We start from the raw sequence: 17905 nt of genomic DNA on the forward strand, positions 1-17905 counted from the left end.
GTCATGCTCGGGCCTGCCCCGAGCATCTCATGACCAGAGGCCTTGGGAGCCTCGTTCCGCGAGAGATTCTCGGGTCTGCGCGGAGTTTATCCTTGGGTCGATCGAAGATCGGACCCGAGGGCTTCGCCCGAGAATGACGCCGCATCACCCCAGCTTGGCCATCACCTCGTCGGAGATCTCGTAATTGGCGAAGACGTTCTGGACGTCGTCGTCGTTGTCGAGGGCTTCCATCAGCCGCATCATCGAGGCGGCCTTCTCCTCGTCGAGCGGCGCGGAGGTCGTCGGCCGCCAGACTGGTTTGGCCGAGGCCGGCGCGCCGAGCGTGGCTTCCAGCGCCTTCGAGACCTCGTTCAGCGAATCGAAGGCGCACAGGATGGTGTGCCCGTTCTCGTCGGTGATGACGTCGTCGGCGCCGGCCTCGATCGCCGCTTCCATCAGCTTGTCGGCATCGCCGGCTTCCAGCGGATAGCTGATCTCGCCGACGCGGTTGAACATGAACGAGACCGAGTTGCTCTCGCCCAGCGCCCCGCCCGATTTGGTGAAGTAGGAGCGCACGGCGGACGCAGTGCGATTGCGGTTGTCGGTCAGCGCCTCGACGATGACGGCGGCGCCGCCCGGCCCGTAGCCCTCGTAGCGGACCTCGTCGTAATTGTCGCCTTCGCCGCCGGCCGCCTTGTTGATGGCGCGCTGGATGTTGTCCTTGGGCATGTTTTCGGCGCGCGCGGCGATCACGGCCATGCGCAGGCGCGGGTTCATCGCCGGGTCCGGCATGCCCATCTTGGCGGCCACGGTGATTTCACGCCCGAGTTTCGAGAACAGCTTGGCGCGCACCGCGTCCTGCTTGCCCTTGCGGTGCATGATGTTCTTGAACTGGGAATGACCGGCCATGGGTATTCTTTGCCTCTGATGCTGCGGCGAAATCTCCGGAAGCCGGCCTTATAGGCGTCGCCTCCACCCCCATGCAAGACGGGCCTGTGACGGACGCAGCCGCGCAAGGGCGGGGCGGCTGCGCTGCGCCTCAGCCCTGAGCCCAGGGCGGCACGGATTCGGACAGATGCGGGCCGAGCCGCACCGGCCAGACCGCCTTGGCCAGGCCGGTCGCATCGTCGATCTCGACCGCGACGCCCGACAGCGTGCCCTGGCCTGTGGCGGGTTCGAGCCGCGCGCCCGGGGTCTTCTGCAGGAAGCGCCTGATCGGCTCCTCCTTCTGCATGCCGAGGATCGAATCATAGTCGCCGCACATGCCGGCGTCGGATTGGTAGGCTGTGCCGCCCGGCAGGATGCGCGTGTCCGAGGTCGGCACATGGGTATGCGTGCCGACGACGAGGCTGGCGCGACCGTCGAAGAAATGCCCGGCCGCCTGTTTCTCGCTTGTCGCCTCGGCATGGAAATCGACGATCACGGCATCCGCCACCTCACCCAGCGGGCAGGCCGACAATTCGCGCTCGATCGCGGCGAAGGGATCGTCCAGCGCATCCATGAAGATGCGCCCCATCACATTGACGACCAGCACGCGCGCGCCGTTGCCCGCCTCGATCACGGCGGCGCCGCGTCCAGGCGTCCCCTTGGGATAATTCGCCGGCCGCACCAGCCTGTCCTGCCGCTCGATGAAGACGAGCGCCTCGCGCTGGTCCCAGGAATGGTTGCCGAGCGTCACCGCATCGGCGCCAGCAGCCAGAAACTCGTCGCAGATCGCTTCGGTGATGCCGAAGCCGCCGGCGGCGTTCTCGCCGTTGATGACGACGCAGTCGAGCGCCCAGGCCCGGCGCAGCCCCGGCAGGCGATCCTGCACCGCGATCCGGCCGGGACGGCCGACGACATCACCGAGGAAGAGAAAACGCATCTGGGACTGTCCGGAAGGAGGCAAACCCCTCCGTCGCGCGAATGCAGCGCGGAATCAACCGCAGCACAAAGACGGCGGCGTTTCGCCAACACACATGGAACAAGCGCGCGTCATCCCGGGCGCCCGAAGGGAGACCCGGGATCCATTCCGGAACCTCTCCGGTCAAGGCTCCGGAATGGATCCCGGATCTCCGCTTCGCTGCGTCCGGGATGACGGCATGGATGTCATTGGGCTGCGAGGCTACCGAGATCGGCATTGCCAGCCAGATCGGTCAACCGCAGGCGATCGTCTCGCGCTCGGTCACGATCCAGTCGAGGCGCCGGTCATGCGGCTCGTCGGGCACGGCGGCGATCTCCTGCGCGGCATAGGCGATGCCGATGCTGACGACGGGGCCGAGTTCGGTGAGCTTGGCATCGTAATGGCCCTTGCCATAGCCGATGCGGTAGCCGCGCCGGTCGAAGGCCGCCAGCGGCACGATCAGGATCGCAGGCACGACCTCGGGCTGCTCCGGCTGCGGCACCAGCGTGCCGAAGCCGCCGGGCACGATCGGCTCATAGGGCGCCCAGCGCCGGAACAGCATGCGCTGTCCGACGATCGCCGGCAGGCACAGCGGAATGCCGCGCTCATGCAGGACTTCGAGGATCGGGCGCGGATCGGCTTCCGACCGCATCGGCCAATAGGCGGAGACGGGGCCTGCGCCGTCATTGAACACCGGCAGCGCCAGCACGCGCTCGGCGATGAGCGGATCCCATTCCAGGCGGTCGTCGATCTCGATGCGGTCGCGAAGCGCCAGTGCGGCCTCGCGGAGCGCGGTCTTTTTCGGTGCGGCGCTGTCGGAGGAGGACGGATTGGTCATGGGTAAAGTGCTGAGCCACCTTGGCCGTGGAGATTTCGATCCCGGGACACCTACTAAAGTAGGTGGGCGCCGTGTGTCCGGGTCCAGGGACCCGGTCAGGGACAGCTCCCTAGGGAGTCGTATGGGCCCGGGAATACAGTTCTCGCACGCACCAGGCAGCCCAGCAAAATCAATGTAGGGAATGCGCCGGCAAAGCGCCAGTGCGGTTTCACCCCACCGGGCTCGGAATCAGGCTCCGCGCGATACCCTCGATCCGCTCGGCGGCTGCGGCCAGCGCCTCGGCCGCCCTGTCCTCGACCTCGCCGAGGCGCTGGTCGGCGGCTCCGGCATCGCCCTGGATCGCGGCGAGATCGGCTTCCAACCTGGCGACGCGCCGCTGCAGCTCGGAGGCCTCGTCGGCGACCATCAGCGCCGCCATGACGTGCAGGCGCATGTCGCCGATCTCGCCGAAGGCCTCGCGCATCTCCTGGATCTTGCCGTCATAAGCGCGCGCGAGGCTCTCCAGATGCGGCTCCTCGCCCTCCCCGCAGGCCATGCGATAGGCCTTGCCGGCGATGGTGACATTGACTTGCGGCATGGCGCTCCCCGCTCAACGCTCTCGAAGAACCGGCTCCCGGAGGCCGGCCCCGGCTTCGCCCGGTTCCGAATAGGCTGGTTCAAGCTCGCCCGGCTCGTCGCCATCGCCAACCTGCGGCTCGCTATCGGGCTGGGCCCGCGCGATCACGGCGCCGATCACGTTCATCGCGCGCTGCAGGCGCTGGTCGACATCGGCGGCGGCGGTCTCGACATCGCCGAGCCGGGCGGTCGCTCCGTCGAGCTCGGCCGCCAGCCTCGCCCTGTCGTCCTGCATCAAGGCCAATTCCGTTTCCAGATTGGCCCGTCCGCGCTCGGCATCGACGCGTCGCCGCGCCGCAGCCTCGAGCTGCGCCAGCGCTCCGTCGAGACGCGCCAGGGCATTCTCCAGCATCAGGCTCGCCACCGTCGCTCCCCCTTCAGATCGAAGCCGGCTCACACGATTCGGACCCTAGCCCATGTCGTCGAAAAACGGGAATCGGTCGGGACCGATGCCGGCCGATCCCAAGGACTTGCACCCGCTTGCTGTATTCGCACTTGCAGCAAAGACGGCGGCGGGGCAAGCGCGCCCCGCAGGGAGAGCAGGCCAGGCGAATTGACTCGAAGCGGACCAGCGGCCTAATCGAGCCACCATTCACAGCGATAACCGCGACATCGGAATTCGGACCGCCCCCGGCCTGCCGCCTGCGCAGGATGTGGCCGCGGCCTCGTCCCCCGCCAGACGGAGACTTGAGACCATCATGACCACGATCGACCGCGCCCAGCACGACAAGCTCGCCAACGCCATCCGCTCGCTCGCGATGGACGGCGTCGAGAAGGCGAATTCCGGCCATCCCGGCCTGCCGATGGGCGCCGCCGACGTCGCGACCGTGCTGTTCACCCGCGTCATGACCTATGACGCCGCCGATCCGCGCTGGCCCGACCGTGACCGCTTCGTGCTCTCGGCCGGCCATGGCTCGATGCTGCTCTACGCCCTGCTCTATCTCACCGGTGTGCCCGGCATGGAGCTCGACGACCTCAAGAAGTTCCGCCAGACCGAGTCCAAGACCCCGGGCCATCCCGAGAACTTCATGACCGCCGGCGTCGAGACCACGACCGGCCCGCTCGGCCAGGGCCTGGCTACCGCCGTCGGCATGGCCATGGCGGAGCGCATGCTCGCAGCGGAGTACGGGAAGAAGATCGTCGACCACCACACCTATGTGCTGGCCTCCGACGGCGACCTGATGGAGGGCATCAGCCATGAGGCGATCGCGCTCGCCGGCCATCAGAAGCTCAACAAGCTGATCGTCTTCTGGGACGACAACGGCATCTCGATCGACGGCCCGCTCTCGATCTCCGACAATGTCGACCAGGTCGCGCGCTTCAAGGCGTGCGGCTGGCGCGCCGAGCGCGTCGACGGCCATGACCCCGACGCGATCGAGGCCGCGGTCCGCCGTGCCCAGAAGTCGAACAAGCCGACCATGATCGCCTGCAAGACGATCATCGGCTTCGGCGCGCCCAAGAAGCAGGGCACCTCCAAGGCCCATGGCGAGGCGCTCGGAGCCGAGGAACTCGCCGCCGCCAAGAAGAATCTCGGCATCACCGGCGGCCCCTTCGAGGTCGCAGCCGACGTGCTCAAGGCCTGGCGCGGCTACGGCAAGGCGGGCGCCGCCGCCCATGCCGACTGGAAGGGCCGCTACGAGGCGATGTCCGAGCGCAAGCGCGACGAGTTCGACCGCCGCCAGGTCCATGGCATCCCGGCCAAGCTCGACAAGGCGATCCTCGCCCACAAGAAGGCGCTGATCGCGACGCCGCAGAACGTCGCCACCCGCAAGGCCTCGGAGCTCGCGCTGGAGGCGATCACGCCGGTCATGCCCGAGCTCGTCATGGGCTCGGCCGACCTGACGCCCTCCAACAACACCCGCACCAAGGCCGCGCAGGACTTCACGCCCAAGACCCCCAAGGGCCGCTATGTCCGCTACGGCATCCGCGAGCACGGCATGGCCGCCGCGATGAACGGCATCACCCTGCATGGCGGCTTCCGCACCGGCGGCGGCACCTTCCTGGTCTTCGCCGATTACGCCCGCCCCTCGATGCGGCTCGCCGCCCTGATGGGCTTACCCGTCGTCTACGTCATGACCCACGATTCGATCGGTCTCGGCGAGGACGGCCCGACGCACCAGCCTGTCGAGCAGATCGCCTCCTTGCGCGCCATGCCCAACATGCATGTCTTCCGCCCGGCCGACACGATCGAGACGGCGGAAGCCTGGCAGTTCGCGCTCGAGAACACCAAGGGGCCGACGGTGCTGGCGCTCTCGCGCCAGAACCTGCCGCAGCTGCGCACCGACGCCACCGCGACCAACCGCTCGGCCAAGGGCGGCTACGAGCTGCTGCCGGCCGAGGGCGGCAAGGCGGAGGTCTCGCTCTTCGCCTCGGGCTCCGAGGTCGAGATCGCGGTCGCCGCCCGCAAGCTGCTGGCCGAGAAGGGCGTCAAGGCGCGCGTCGTCTCGGTGCCCTCGCTCGAATTGCTGCTGGCGCAGGATGAGGCCACGCAAGCCGCCATCATCGGCAGCGCCCCGATCAACGTCGCGGTCGAGGCCGGCGTCCGCTTCGGCTGGGACGCCGTGATCGGCGAAGACGGCGGCTTCGTCGGCATGCACTCCTTCGGGGCGAGCGGCCCCTACAAGGAGGTCTACAAGCATTTCGGCATCACGCCGGAAGCCGTCGTCGATGCCGCGATGAAGCGTCACAACGGCTGACACACCGTCATTGCGAGCGCAGCGAAGCAATCCAGGAGACGTAGAGCTCTGCCGCTCTGGATTGCTTCGTCGCTTCGCTCCTCGCAATGACGGATTTTCACTTGCGTTGCGCCACGCTTTGGCCGAATTGCCCGCATGAATGGCGTGCAAGCGCCACAGGCAGGCGAAGGAGAGGTTTGAGATGACGATCAAGGTGGCGATCAACGGGTTCGGCCGCATCGGGCGCAACGTGCTGCGCGCGATCATCGAGTCCAAGCGCAAGGATATCGAGGTCGTCGCGATCAACGATCTCGGCCCGGTCGAGACCAACGCCCATCTCTTCCGCTTCGACTCCGTCCATGGCCGCTTCCCCGGCACGGTGACGGTCTCCGGCGACACGATCGATGTCGGCCGCGGCCCGATCAAGGTCACCGCCGTGCGCGACCCCAAGGATCTCCCGCACAAGGCGCTGGGCGTCGACATCGCGCTGGAATGCACCGGCATCTTCACCACCAAGGAGAAGGCCTCGGCCCATCTCGCCGCCGGCGCCAAGCGCGTCCTGGTCTCGGCTCCTTGCGACGGCGCCGACCTGACGGTCGTCTTCGGCGTCAATGACGGCCAGCTCTCGAGCGATCATGTCGTCGTCTCGAACGCCTCCTGCACGACCAACTGCCTCGCGCCGGTCGTGCGCGTGCTCCATGACGCGGTGGGCATCGACAAGGGCTTCATGACCACGATCCACGCCTATACCGGCGACCAGCCGACGCTCGACACCATGCATAAGGATCTCTACCGCGGCCGCGCCGCCGCGCTGTCGATGATCCCGACCTCGACCGGCGCCGCCAAGGCGATCGGCCTCGTCATCCCCGAGCTCAAGGGCCGTCTCGACGGCTCCTCGGTGCGCGTGCCGACCCCCAACGTCTCGATGGTGGACTTCAAGTTCATCGCCAAGCGCAAGACCACGGTCGAGAAGATCAACGAAGCGATCCTCAAGGCGAGCCGGCGCGGCGCCCTCAAGGGCATCCTCGCCGTCACCGACCAGCCCAATGTCTCGATCGACTTCAACCACGACCCGGCTTCGTCGACCTTCGCGCTCGACCAGACCAAGGTCATGGACGACAAGTTCGTCAGCGTCGTCGCCTGGTACGACAATGAATGGGGCTTCTCCAACCGCATGAGCGACACCGCCGTCGCCATGGGCAAGCTGCTCTGATCCGACACCTTTCGAGGCCGCGCCGCTCCGGCGCGGCCTCGTCCCTTCTCGAATCGAACGGAACGACCATGGCCAAGATCGAGCCGACCGTCGCATCGACAGCCGACGCATCCCTGCCCACGACGCTCACGCCCGCGCCGACCTACGGCACGCCCTATGTCGTCGGCAGCGCGACGCCTGCGACCGAGGCCGCGCCAGTCACCGACCCGCGCCAGCTCGACCAGCTCTCCCGCATCGAGGAGAAGGCGGCGCGCATCGAGGAGAAATTCGCCCGCTACGAGGCCGTGCTGACCCGCGCCGAGGCGTCGCTGGAGCGCAGCGCCCACAAGGTCGATGCGGCCGCCGGCACCATGGACTTCGCCGCCATCCGTGGCGAGATCGCCGCCCTGCGCGACCGCGTCGATGCGACGCCGCGCGCCGCTACGCTCTTCACCACGGCGATCGTCACTGCGGTTCTCACCGTCGTCCTCACCGTGCTCGTGCTGCGCTTCGGCGTGCCGGGCCTGATGCCGAGACTGCTGCCGTGACCGCCTTTAAGACCCTCGACGACGCCGATCTCGCGGGCCGGCGCGCGCTTGTCCGCGTCGACCTCAACGTCCCCATGGAGGACGGCAAGGTCACCGACACCACCCGCATCGACCGCATCCTGCCGACGATCCGCGAGATGTCGGCCAAGGGCGCCAAGGTGGTCCTGCTCGCCCATTTCGGCCGTCCGAAGGGCCGCGACGACAAGAACAGCCTGAAGCAGGTCGTGCCGGCACTCGCCCATGCGCTGGGACAGCCCGTGACCTTCGTGTCCGACTGCATCGGCGAGGACGCCGCCCGGGCCATTGCCGGCGCCAAGAACGGCGAAGTCCTGCTGCTCGAGAACACCCGCTTCCATGCCGGTGACGAAAAGAACGACCCGGAATTCGTGAAAGCGCTCGCCGCCAATGGCGACCTCTTCGTCAACGACGCGTTCTCGGCCGCCCACCGCGCCCATGCCTCCACAGAAGGCCTCGCCCATGTGCTGCCGGCCTTCGCCGGGCGCACCATGCAGGCGGAGCTGGAGGCGCTCTCGGCCGGCCTCGACCACCCCGCCCGCCCGGTCATGGCCATCGTCGGCGGCGCCAAGGTCTCGACCAAGCTCGAGCTGCTCGGCAACCTCGTGAAGAAGGTCGACGTCCTCGTCATCGGCGGCGGCATGGCGAACACTTTCCTCGCCGCGCGCGGCATCGATGTCGGCAAGTCGCTCTGCGAGCACGACCTCGTCGCCACCGCCCGCGAGATCGAGGCGAAGGCCAAGGCCGCCGGCTGCGAGATCATGCTGCCGGTCGATGCACTGGTCGCCCGCGAGTTCAAGGCCCATCCCGGTCATCGCGTGGTCCAGGTCGGCGAGGTCGCGCCCGACGAGATGATCCTCGACGCCGGCCCGCTCAGCGTCGCCGAGGTCGTGCTCAAGCTCGATTCGATCAAGACGCTGGTCTGGAACGGGCCCTTTGGCGCCTTCGAACTGCCGCCCTTCGATACCGCGACCGTCACCGTCGCCAAGGCAGCGGCCAAGCGCGTCAAGGCCGGCACGCTGGTCGCGGTCGCAGGCGGTGGCGACACCGTCTCGGCCATGAACCACGCCGGCGTGGCCGACGACCTCACCTATGTCTCGACCGCCGGCGGGGCCTTCCTCGAATGGATGGAAGGCAAGGCCCTGCCGGGCGTCGAGGCGCTGCGGAAGGGCTGACGGCCCCTGCCTCTTGCGGCCGCGCGTGTTTATGCTATGTTCTCATCGCTTCGGGGAGCGCTGCGATGACCGAGAACGTGCAGACAGCGATGTTCGAAATCCTGAAGAGAATTCAGGCCGACATGTCATCGCTCCGAACCGACATGAACGCTCGTTTCGAAGGGTTCGAGAAGCGCTTCGACGAGATGGGTGACCTTGTCCGCAAGCATCGCCGCGACACCGCCGGACTGCTGGTGATGGCTAAGGGCGCCGCCGGACAATTTGCCGAGGACCTTGCCGCCGTCGAGGAGCGCGTTCGCGTGCTGGAAGCGCGCGGCCTCTGATTTTAAGCGTTTTCCCCGCTTTCGCTTTACCTTTGACGCAGTTGGCTTTTAAACGCTCCCCAGATCCATTGCCTCAAGGGGAGTTCCATCGTGGCCCGCATCACGCTCCGTCAGTTGCTCGACCATGCCGCCGAAAACGACTACGGCGTGCCCGCCTTCAACATCAACAACATGGAGCAGGCCCTGGCGATCATGGCCGCGGCGGACGCCACCGACGCCCCCGTCATCATCCAGGCCTCGCGCGGCGCCCGCAGCTACGCCAACGACATCATGCTCAAGCACATGATGGACGCGGTCACCGAGATCTATCCGCACATCCCCGTCTGCGTGCATCTCGACCATGGCAACGAAGCCGCGACCTGCATGACCGCCATCCAGGCCGGCTTCACCTCGGTGATGATGGACGGCTCGCTGCATGCCGACGGCAAGACACCGGGCGATTGGGACTACAATGTCGGCGTCACCAAGCAGGTCGTCGACATGGCCCATCTCGGCGGCATTTCGGTCGAGGGTGAGCTCGGCGTGCTCGGCTCGCTTGAGTCGGGCGAAGGCGAGAAGGAGGACGGTCACGGCTTCGAGGGCAAGCTCTCCCATGACCAGCTCCTGACCAACCCGGACGAGGCCGTGAAGTTCGTTGCCGAGACCAAGGTCGATGCGCTCGCCATCGCCATGGGCACCTCGCATGGCGCCTACAAGTTCACCCGCAAGCCCGACGGCGCGATCCTGGCGATGAACGTCATCGAGGAGATCCACAAGAAGCTGCCGAGCATGCACCTCGTCATGCACGGCTCGTCCAGCGTGCCGCAGGACCTCCAGGACATCATCAATCAGTATGGCGGCAAGATGCCCCAGACCTGGGGCGTGCCGGTCGAGGAGATCCAGCGCGGCATCAAGCACGGCGTTCGCAAGATCAACATCGACACCGACAACCGCATGGCGATGACCGGACAGATCCGCAAGATTCTCTCCGAGCATCCCGGCGAGTTCGACCCGCGCAAATACCTCAAGCCCGCCATGGAGGCGATGACGAAGCTCTGCTCGCTTCGCCTGCAGGAGTTCAACACCGCCGGCCAGGCCAGCAAGATCAAGCGCGTCGCCACCACCGCCGAGATGGCCAAGCGCTACGCCAAGGGCGAGCTCGACCCGACCTTCGGTTCGCCGAAGGCCGCTTGAGCCAGCGTCCGGCGCGGGCGCTGCCCGTCTTCATCCGCGCCGACCGCCTGCGTTGCATCGCATGAGGAAAGTCCTCTTCGTCTGCAGCCGCAACCGCCTGCGCAGCCCCACGGCCGAGCAGGTATTCTCGACGCGGCGCGGCCTTGAGGTCGCGTCGGCCGGCACCAATCACGATGCCGATGTGCCGCTGACGGGCGACCTCGTCGCATGGGCCGACATCGTCTTCGTCATGGAGCGCGTCCACGCGGCCAAGCTGCGGCAGCGCTTCGGCAAGCACATGAAGTCGACCCGTCTGGTCTGTCTCGACATCCCCGACGACTATGCCTTCATGGATCCCGCTCTCGTGGCGCTGCTCGAGAGCAAGGTCGCCCGGCATCTGCGCTGACGCGCAGGCGCGTTTTCGATGGGCTCGCCATCGAAGCTCCGCTGACCGGTCATGCCCACCGACATATGGCCTGATCCTTGCGTCGATCGCGCATCTCGCCTCGACCCGGACGCCGCCATGAAGCTCATCGCATCTGCCCTCACCGTCGCTGCTCTGATGGCGCCGACAGCTCCCGTCATGGCGCGTGAGTTCATCCCGCTGCCACCCGAACAGGCGGGCCGCAGCTATTCGCCCGGCGTCGTGACAAAGGGCGGCAAGACGATCTGGCTCGCGGGCGTGACCACGCTCGCCGACGAGCAGGGCAAGTCGCTGGCCGGCGATGTCGAGGGCCAGATCCGCTTCATCTTCCGCGAGATCGAGCGCACGCTCGCCAAGCAAGGCGGCAAGCTCTCGGACATCGTGACGATGACGGTCTATCTCACGGATGCGCGCTTCCGTGACCAGCTCTCCAAGGTCCGCAACGAGCTCTTCGCGAAGAACCCGCCTGCCAGCGCCCAGATCACCATCTCGGCGCTGGCGGTGCCGGGCTTCCTCGTCGAGGTCCAGGCCGTCGCCGTCGTCGGCGACGAATAGCCTGCTATCCCGGAAGCGCGGACGTTCCGCTTCCGCCTTCCATCCGGCAACGATTTCTGGTTGAAGACGCTCCCAGCCGGGGCGCATCGAAGCGGTCTGGCGTCTTCGCAGCAGATGGCCGATGTCGATCGTCTTTTCAGCGCTGGTCGCGGTCTTCGTCGGCTTCGCCGCCTCCGTCGCCGTCGTGCTGGCGGCGGCCCAGGCTGTGGGCGCGACGCCGGCGCAGACCGTCTCCTGGATCGCCGGCCTCGCCATCGCCAAGGGCCTCGCCAGCATCTGGCTGTCCTGGCGCCACCGCATGCCGATCATCTGCGCGTGGTCGACGCCCGGAGCCGCGCTGATCGCCGCGACGAGCGGTGTCGACATGGCGGCGGCCGTCGGCGCCTTCCTGCTTGCGGCCGCACTGATGATGCTGACCGCAGCCTTCCGCCCGCTCGGCGCGCTGATCGAGCGCATCCCGATGCCGATCGCCGCCGCGATGCTGGCCGGCGTGATCTTCCGCTTCGTCGTCGCGGTGTTCGACGAGATGCGGCTCTCGCCGGGCCTCGTCCTGCCGCTGCTGGCGGTGTTCCTGATGGCACGGCTGATCAACCCCTTCCTCGGCGTCATCGCCGCGCTCGGCGCCGGCCTCGCGCTCAGCTTCGCGGGCGGGCTCGCCAGCTGGCCCTCGGTGGGATTTGCGCTGACCGGCCTCGAATTCGTCACACCGCGCCTCGATATCGCGGCCATGCTCGGCGTCGGCGTCCCGCTCTATCTCGTCACCATGGCGGCGCAGAACCTGCCGGGCTTCGCCGTGCTGCGCGCCGCGGACTTCCACCCGCCCGTCCCCTCCTGCCTGTTCGTCACCGGCCTGACGTCGCTCCTCACCGCGCCGCTGGGAGCCCATATGGTCAACATGGCCGCGATATCAGCCTCGATCTGCACGGGCCCCGACACGCATCGCGATCCCGCACAGCGCTGGAAGGCCGGCGTCGTCTACGGGTTCGCCTGGCTCGCCATCGCCGCGACGGCCGGTCTTCTGCTCGCCCTGATCGTCGCCATGCCCAAGGCGCTGATCGTCGCCGTTGCGGGTCTGGGCCTCGTCGGCTCGCTGACCGGCGCGCTCGGACAGGCGATGTCATCCGACCGGGACCGCTTCGCGGCGATCGTCACCTTCGCCGTCGCCGCCTCCAGCCTGTCGCTGTTCGGGGTGGGCTCGGCCTTCTGGAGCCTCGTTGCCGGCCTCGGCGTCTTGACATTGGACGCCATCGCGGGCCGTTTGCGCGCAAGATCATGACCACACAGAACCCACCCACCCGCCTGATGCTCGTCACCCCGCCTGTGGCGGATGCCGATGCGATGGCCTTCAAGCTGATGCAGGCCCAGGCCGGCGGCGATCTCGCCGCGGTTCTGCTGCGCCTGACCGATGGCGACGAGCGCAGCCGCATCGAGCGCGTCAAGCGCCTCGCCGGCCCCGTCCAGGGCGCCAATGTGGCGCTGGTGGTCGAGGACAGCGCCCTGGTCGCCGCGCGCGGCGGCGCCGACGGCGTCCACCTGACTGGCGGCCCCGAGGCGATCGCCGAGGCCCGCTCCAGCCTGAAGGGCGAGCGCATCATCGGCGCCGGGGCCTTGCGCGCCCGCCACGACGCCATGGATGTCGGCGAGGCCGGCGTGGATTACGTCATGTTCGGCGACCCCCGCCCGGATGGCAGCCTGCCGCCGCTCGCGGCCGTGATCGAGCGCGCCGGCTGGTGGGCCGAGATCTTCGAGACGCCTTGCGTGGCCTACGCGCCTGACCCCGAATCCGTGGCTGCCCTGGTCGAGACCGGCGCCGAATTCATCGCGCTGGGGGCCTGGGCCTTCGAGGAGGGCCGCGACATCCGCGCTTTGGTCGCGGAGGCGAACGAGGCCATCGCCGCCCGCATCGCGCGGAAAGCCGCCAGATGAGGCGCGCGCGCCGCGGCCTTGCGCGCCGTCTGCTGTCGGTCGGCCTGCTGCTTCTGCCCCTGGCCTCGCTGGCGCTCCCGGCCGCGGCCGTCGAGCGCGACCTCGCCTATGCAGCCTACCAGACCGGCCATTATCGCCGCGCGCTGACCGAGGCGCTCAAGCGCATCGAGGCCGACAGCAGCGACGCCGCCGCGATGACGCTGGTCGGCGAGCTCTATCGGCAGGGCCTCGGCGTGCCGCCCAACCAGAAGATCGCGACGGAATGGTATGAGCGCGCCGCCGCGCGCGGCGACATCAACGCCACCTATGCCCTGGCGATCGCATTGCTCGACGACGCCGGCGGCCGCCGCGATACGGCCCGCGCCGGCACATTGCTGCGGCAGGCGGCTGCGGCCGGCAACGCCGCGGCCAACTACAACCTCGCCTTGGCCCTGCTCGCCACCGGGCAGCCCGAGGACGACGCGCGCGCAGTGGCAAGCCTCGAGATCGCGGCGAAGGGCGGCATCGGCGACGCCATGTACGCCCTCGGCACGCTCGCCAAGCAGGGCCGCGGCCTGCCCAGGAGCGACGTCGTCGCTGCGGAGTGGATGGCGAAGGCCGTGCAGACCGGCAACATCCCCGCAGAGGTGGAATACGCGATCATGCTGTTCAACGGCGCGGGCGTCGCCCGCGACGAGACCGCCGCCGCCAAGCTGTTCCTGCGCGCGGCCGGCAAGGGCAACCCGATCGCGCAGAACCGGATCGCGCGGCTCTACCAGATCGGACGCGGCATCCCGCCTGACTCGATCGAGGCGGCAGCCTGGCATCTGGCGGCACGGGCGCGAGGCCTCGACGATCCCGCCCTCGACCAGCTTTTCGACCGCCTGACACCCGAGCAGCAGGGCCGCGCCGCCCGCCTCGCGGCCAGCCGTATCGAGGGAGCGGCCTTGACGTCGCCGTGACGGGCGAGCAAGTGACCGGTTGAATTTCAACTGATTGTTGAGCCCCCCGTAGCGAGGGCCGCTTTGCGGCTCCTTACGAATGGGCTGCAGGATGGCGCCGGAACGGCGCGAACGAGGTTTATGATGATCCGCTCCCCCCTGATGACCGTGATGACCGACGCCGTGATGAAGGCGTCCCGCTCGCTGAAGCGCGATTTCGGCGAGGTCGAGAATCTGCAGGTCCTCGCCAAGGGTCCGGGCGATTTCGTCTCCAAGGCCGACACCAAGGCCGAGGAGATCATCCGCGCGGCGCTGGAAAAGGCCCGTCCGGGCTACGGCTTCGTGATGGAGGAGGCCGGCAGCGTCGCCGGCACCGACGAGAGCAACCGCTGGCATATCGACCCGCTCGACGGCACCCACAACTTCCTGCGCGGCATCCCGCACTGGAACATCTCGGTGGCGCTGGAGCGCGACAACCAGTTCATCGCCGGCGTGATCTACGACGCCGCCAAGGACGAGCTCTTCATCGCCGAGAAGGGCAAGGGCGCCTATGTCAACAACCGCCGCATGCGCGTCTCCGGCCGCCGCGAGCCGACCGAGATGCTGATCGGCATGGGCGTGCCCCATATCGGCAAGGGCGGCCACCCGCTCTTCCTGCGCGAGCTCGGCGCCGTAATGACGCGCTTCTCCAATGTCCGGCGCATGGGCTGCGCCGCGCTCGACATCGCCTATGTCGCCGCCGGCCGCTTCGACGCCTGGTGGGAGCGCGATCTCAACACCTGGGATTTCGCCGCGGGCGCCGTGATGATCCGCGAGGCCGGCGGCACCTTCGGCACGCTCGACGGCAAGCAGCCGACGATGGCGCGCGACATCATCTGCGGCAACGAGATCGGCGAGCCGGCGCTGCGGGCCGCGCTCAAGGCGGCCTGAACGGCGCAGCCAAACCCGGCTTCCGTCGACACCCCGTCATATGTCTTTGATCTTTCGCGCTTGATCATCGCGGCACGGGAGGCGACAGTCCCGTCGCGGTCCGAGCATGATGCCGAAAAGTGGGAACCGGTTTTCGGGCGACATCACGCTCTCGAATATCGAGACGAACGGAAGACGAAGCATGGCGAATGAGGACTTTGCGGCCGAGCAAGAGACGGCCGCACACGCCCGGGAGGAGACCCGTTTCTCGCGGCCCCTGCGCTACGTCATCCGCTCGGTTCTGTTTCTCGCGCTGATCGGCTTCCTCGGCTTCATCCTGCAGGCCGGCCTGGTCACGGCCTTCATGACCAATCCGGGCCTGAACGGCCTGATCCTCGGCTCGCTGCTGGTCGGCACGCTGATCGCCCTGCGCGAACTCTGGCGCATCCATTCCGAGGCTCGCGCCGCGACCCGGCTGGCGGCGGCGCCCGCCGAGGCGGAGATCCGGCGCGGACAGGTCATCTCGCCGCTCGGTCCCGTGCTGTCGGCGCTCGATGCCCGCAGCCTGGCGCCGTCCCAGGCCGCGACCGTGCTCGAATCGATCGCGGTCAGGCTCGATGACGGGCGCGAGGTGCTGCGCTACCTCGGCGGGCTCCTGGTCTTCCTCGGCCTGCTCGGCACCTTCTGGGGCCTGCTCGACACGGTCTCCTCGATCGGCAACGTCATCAAGTCGCTGCGCACCGGCGCCGAGGCCGGCGTGCTGTTCGACGAGCTCAAGGCCGGCCTCGCCGCCCCGCTTGCCGGCATGGGCCTGTCCTTCTCCTCCTCGCTCTTCGGCATCGCCGGCTCGCTGATCCTCGGCTTCCTCGAATTGCAGGTGGCGCAGGCGCAGCGCCGCTTCCGCAACGAGGTCGAGAGCTGGCTCGGCACCCGCATCGCCAGCGCTCCCCTCGCCGGCCCGGGGCTCCAGCCGCTCACCGGCGATCCGCTCGCCGACAGGCTCGACAGACTCGGCGCCGCGATGACGGAAAGCGGCGCCAACAACCGCGCCGCGACGCAGGCGCTGGCCAGTCTCGCCGAGGGCATCCAGGGCCTCGTCCAGCACATGCGCTCCGAGCAGCAGCTCATCCGCGACTGGGTCGAGGCGCAGGCCTCGCGCGAGAAGGATCTCAAGCGGCTCCTGGAACGCCTCACTGCCGACAATGTGATGGAGCCGTGATGCGGCTGGCTCGTCCCCTTGCGTTCATCAGCGCCCGGCCCACCGACGAGCGGTCATCCCGGACGCAGCGAAGCGGAGATCCGGGATCCATTCCGGAGCATCGACCGGAGAGGTTTCGGAATGGATCCCGGGTCTCCCTGCGGTCGCCCGGGATGACGGTGCGTTTGAACGAACAGGCGATTTAGGGGACACGGAAACACCATGGCCCTCTCCCGCTCCCACCGCCGCGACGAGGTCAATTTCTGGCCGGGCTTCGTCGACGCGCTCTCGACGATGCTGATCGGCATCGTCTTCCTGCTCGCGGTCTTCGTGCTCGGCCAGTTCTTCCTCTCGCAGGAGCTGACCGGCAAGGACACCGCGCTCGACCGGCTGAACCGCCAGATCTCGGAGCTGACCGACCTGCTGGCGCTGGAGCGGTCCTCGAACCGCCAGGCGCAGGAGAGCCTGCAATTGCTGCAATCCTCACTGACCCGCGAGCAGGCCGAGCGCGGCCGCGTCCAGGACTTGCTCGCCGCGCAGCCCGGCAACCAGGCCGCCCAGCTCGGCGAGGCCCAGAAGGCTCTGGAAGCCGAGAAGCAGCTCTCCGCCCGCGCGCAATCGACCGTCGACCTGGTCAACCAGCAGATCATCGCGATGCGGCGCCAGCTCGCGGCCCTGGAGGAGGCGCTGGGCGCATCCGAGGCCAGGGACAAGGAATCGCAGGCCCGTATCTCCGAGCTCGGCTCGCGGCTGAACGTGGCACTGGCCCAGCGCGTGCAGGAGCTGGCGCGCTACCGCTCCGACTTCTTCGGCCGCCTGCGCCAGGTGCTCGGCACGCGGCCCGACATCCGCGTCGTCGGCGACCGCTTCGTCTTCCAGTCCGAGGTTTTCTTCGACGCCGGCCAGGCCGTGCTCAAGCCGGAAGGGCGCGGCGAACTCGACAAGCTCGGCGCCATCATCGCCGATCTCGGCCGCGAGATGCCGCCTGACATCCCCTGGATCCTGCGCGTCGACGGCCATACCGACAACCGGCCGATCCGAAACAACCCGCTCTACCCCACCAACTGGCATCTCTCCGCCGGCCGCGCCATCGCGGTCGTCGAGTACCTCGTCACCAAGGGCATCCCGGCCGACCGCATCGCCGCGACCGGATTTGGTGACAACCAGCCGCTCGACGTCGCCAACAATGACGAGGCCTGGCGCCGCAACCGCCGCATCGAATTCAAGATCACCGAGCGGTGAGGTCCGCCATGTCTGACGTTCGTCGCCGGCACCGGCGTTCGGCCTTTAAGGCGCTGGCGCTGATGCTCATCCTTGCCGGCGGCTCAGCCCTCGCCGAACCCCGCCATGCCACCGTCGAGGATTGCGCGGCCTGCCATGGCCTCGACGGCATCGCGCGTGACACCGAGGTGCCCCATCTCGCCGGCCAGAACGAGCGCTATTTGTTCAACCAGATGATGGCGTTCCGCTCCGGCAAGCGCGTCCACAAGGAGATGCGCTATATGGCGCGGACCATGAGCGTCGACGAGATCGCGGCGCTCGCCGCCTATTACGCGGCACTGCCGCCGCGCTGACCACG

General features: G+C 68.1%; 20 protein-coding genes and 1 other RNA gene. 15 read left to right on the forward strand and 6 right to left on the reverse strand.

Features of this window, described 5'->3' with window-relative positions:
- Positions 1-144: 144 nt before the first annotated feature.
- The 6 genes from AE618_RS07915 to AE618_RS28780 form a co-directional block, all read right to left on the reverse strand.
- Positions 145-888, reverse strand: a complete 744-nt coding sequence (locus tag AE618_RS07915) for a YebC/PmpR family DNA-binding transcriptional regulator (protein ID WP_054208497.1) — start codon at positions 886-888, stop codon at positions 145-147.
- 130 nt (positions 889-1018) lie between these two features.
- Positions 1019-1843 (reverse strand): TIGR00282 family metallophosphoesterase, encoded by an 825-nt coding sequence (locus AE618_RS07920; RefSeq protein ID WP_054208498.1) that lies wholly within the window; start codon positions 1841-1843, stop codon positions 1019-1021.
- A gap of 271 nt (positions 1844-2114) precedes the next feature.
- Positions 2115-2699, reverse strand: coding sequence for a 5-formyltetrahydrofolate cyclo-ligase (locus tag AE618_RS07925; RefSeq protein WP_054208499.1), 585 nt, complete (start codon positions 2697-2699; stop codon positions 2115-2117).
- Positions 2700-2707: 8 nt separating this feature from the next.
- Positions 2708-2864, reverse strand: a non-coding RNA gene (gene ssrS, locus AE618_RS27230) — 6S RNA.
- A gap of 43 nt (positions 2865-2907) precedes the next feature.
- Entirely contained in the window at positions 2908-3276 is a 369-nt protein-coding gene (locus AE618_RS07930) for a cell division protein ZapA (RefSeq protein ID WP_054208500.1), read from the reverse strand.
- 12 nt (positions 3277-3288) lie between these two features.
- On the reverse strand, positions 3289-3678 hold the full coding sequence (locus AE618_RS28780; protein WP_349236429.1) for a DUF4164 domain-containing protein: 390 nt from the start codon (positions 3676-3678) through the stop codon (positions 3289-3291).
- Positions 3679-4012: 334 nt separating this feature from the next.
- Between AE618_RS28780 and tkt the strand changes: the two genes are divergently transcribed.
- The 15 genes from tkt (at position 4013) to AE618_RS08010 (ending at position 17900) form a co-directional block, all read left to right on the forward strand.
- Positions 4013-6010, forward strand: a complete 1998-nt coding sequence (gene tkt, locus AE618_RS07940; protein WP_054208501.1) for a transketolase — start codon at positions 4013-4015, stop codon at positions 6008-6010.
- 181 nt (positions 6011-6191) lie between these two features.
- Positions 6192-7202: a type I glyceraldehyde-3-phosphate dehydrogenase gene (gene gap / locus AE618_RS07945; RefSeq protein ID WP_054208502.1), complete on the forward strand. Its 1011-nt coding sequence runs from the start codon at positions 6192-6194 to the stop codon at positions 7200-7202.
- Between the two features lie 68 nt (positions 7203-7270).
- Positions 7271-7729 carry a hypothetical protein gene (locus AE618_RS27890; RefSeq protein WP_054208503.1) on the forward strand — a complete coding sequence of 153 codons (459 nt, stop codon included), beginning with the start codon at positions 7271-7273 and terminating at the stop codon, positions 7727-7729.
- The gene (locus AE618_RS07955; protein WP_054208504.1) at positions 7726-8919 is read left to right on the forward strand and encodes a phosphoglycerate kinase; all 1194 of its coding nucleotides are present in this window, start codon (positions 7726-7728) and stop codon (positions 8917-8919) included. The genes AE618_RS27890 and AE618_RS07955 overlap by 4 nt, the downstream gene beginning before the upstream one ends.
- Positions 8920-8984: 65 nt before the next feature.
- The gene (locus tag AE618_RS07960; RefSeq protein WP_054208505.1) at positions 8985-9242 is read left to right on the forward strand and encodes a hypothetical protein; all 258 of its coding nucleotides are present in this window, start codon (positions 8985-8987) and stop codon (positions 9240-9242) included.
- A 90-nt stretch (positions 9243-9332) separates the two neighbouring features.
- Positions 9333-10415 (forward strand): class II fructose-bisphosphate aldolase, encoded by a 1083-nt coding sequence (gene fba / locus AE618_RS07965; protein ID WP_054208506.1) that lies wholly within the window; start codon positions 9333-9335, stop codon positions 10413-10415.
- 61 nt (positions 10416-10476) lie between these two features.
- Positions 10477-10800 carry a low molecular weight protein tyrosine phosphatase family protein gene (locus tag AE618_RS07970; RefSeq protein ID WP_054208507.1) on the forward strand — a complete coding sequence of 108 codons (324 nt, stop codon included), beginning with the start codon at positions 10477-10479 and terminating at the stop codon, positions 10798-10800.
- Between the two features lie 117 nt (positions 10801-10917).
- Positions 10918-11373: a RidA family protein gene (locus AE618_RS07975; protein WP_197280713.1), complete on the forward strand. Its 456-nt coding sequence runs from the start codon at positions 10918-10920 to the stop codon at positions 11371-11373.
- An 85-nt stretch (positions 11374-11458) separates the two neighbouring features.
- Positions 11459-12649, forward strand: a complete 1191-nt coding sequence (locus AE618_RS07980; protein WP_282568495.1) for a benzoate/H(+) symporter BenE family transporter — start codon at positions 11459-11461, stop codon at positions 12647-12649.
- Positions 12646-13299, forward strand: a complete 654-nt coding sequence (locus AE618_RS07985) for a thiamine phosphate synthase (RefSeq protein WP_054208509.1) — start codon at positions 12646-12648, stop codon at positions 13297-13299. The genes AE618_RS07980 and AE618_RS07985 overlap by 4 nt, the downstream gene beginning before the upstream one ends.
- Complete coding sequence (locus tag AE618_RS07990) at positions 13296-14240, forward strand: tetratricopeptide repeat protein (protein WP_082365081.1); 945 nt, start codon at positions 13296-13298, stop codon at positions 14238-14240. Before AE618_RS07985 ends, AE618_RS07990 begins: the two co-directional genes overlap by 4 nt.
- Positions 14241-14363: 123 nt before the next feature.
- A complete protein-coding gene (locus AE618_RS07995) occupies positions 14364-15149 on the forward strand; it encodes an inositol monophosphatase family protein (protein WP_054208608.1) in 786 nt (261 codons plus the stop codon).
- A gap of 181 nt (positions 15150-15330) precedes the next feature.
- Entirely contained in the window at positions 15331-16347 is a 1017-nt protein-coding gene (locus AE618_RS08000) for a hypothetical protein (RefSeq protein ID WP_054208510.1), read from the forward strand.
- Between the two features lie 201 nt (positions 16348-16548).
- Positions 16549-17568 (forward strand): peptidoglycan -binding protein, encoded by a 1020-nt coding sequence (locus tag AE618_RS08005; RefSeq protein WP_054208511.1) that lies wholly within the window; start codon positions 16549-16551, stop codon positions 17566-17568.
- Between the two features lie 8 nt (positions 17569-17576).
- Positions 17577-17900, forward strand: a complete 324-nt coding sequence (locus tag AE618_RS08010; protein ID WP_054208512.1) for a c-type cytochrome — start codon at positions 17577-17579, stop codon at positions 17898-17900.
- Positions 17901-17905 lie beyond the last annotated feature (5 nt).

This window comes from Allobosea vaviloviae (assembly GCF_001298265.1).
GTDB classification, from domain to species: Bacteria; Pseudomonadota; Alphaproteobacteria; order Rhizobiales; family Beijerinckiaceae; genus Allobosea; species Allobosea vaviloviae_B.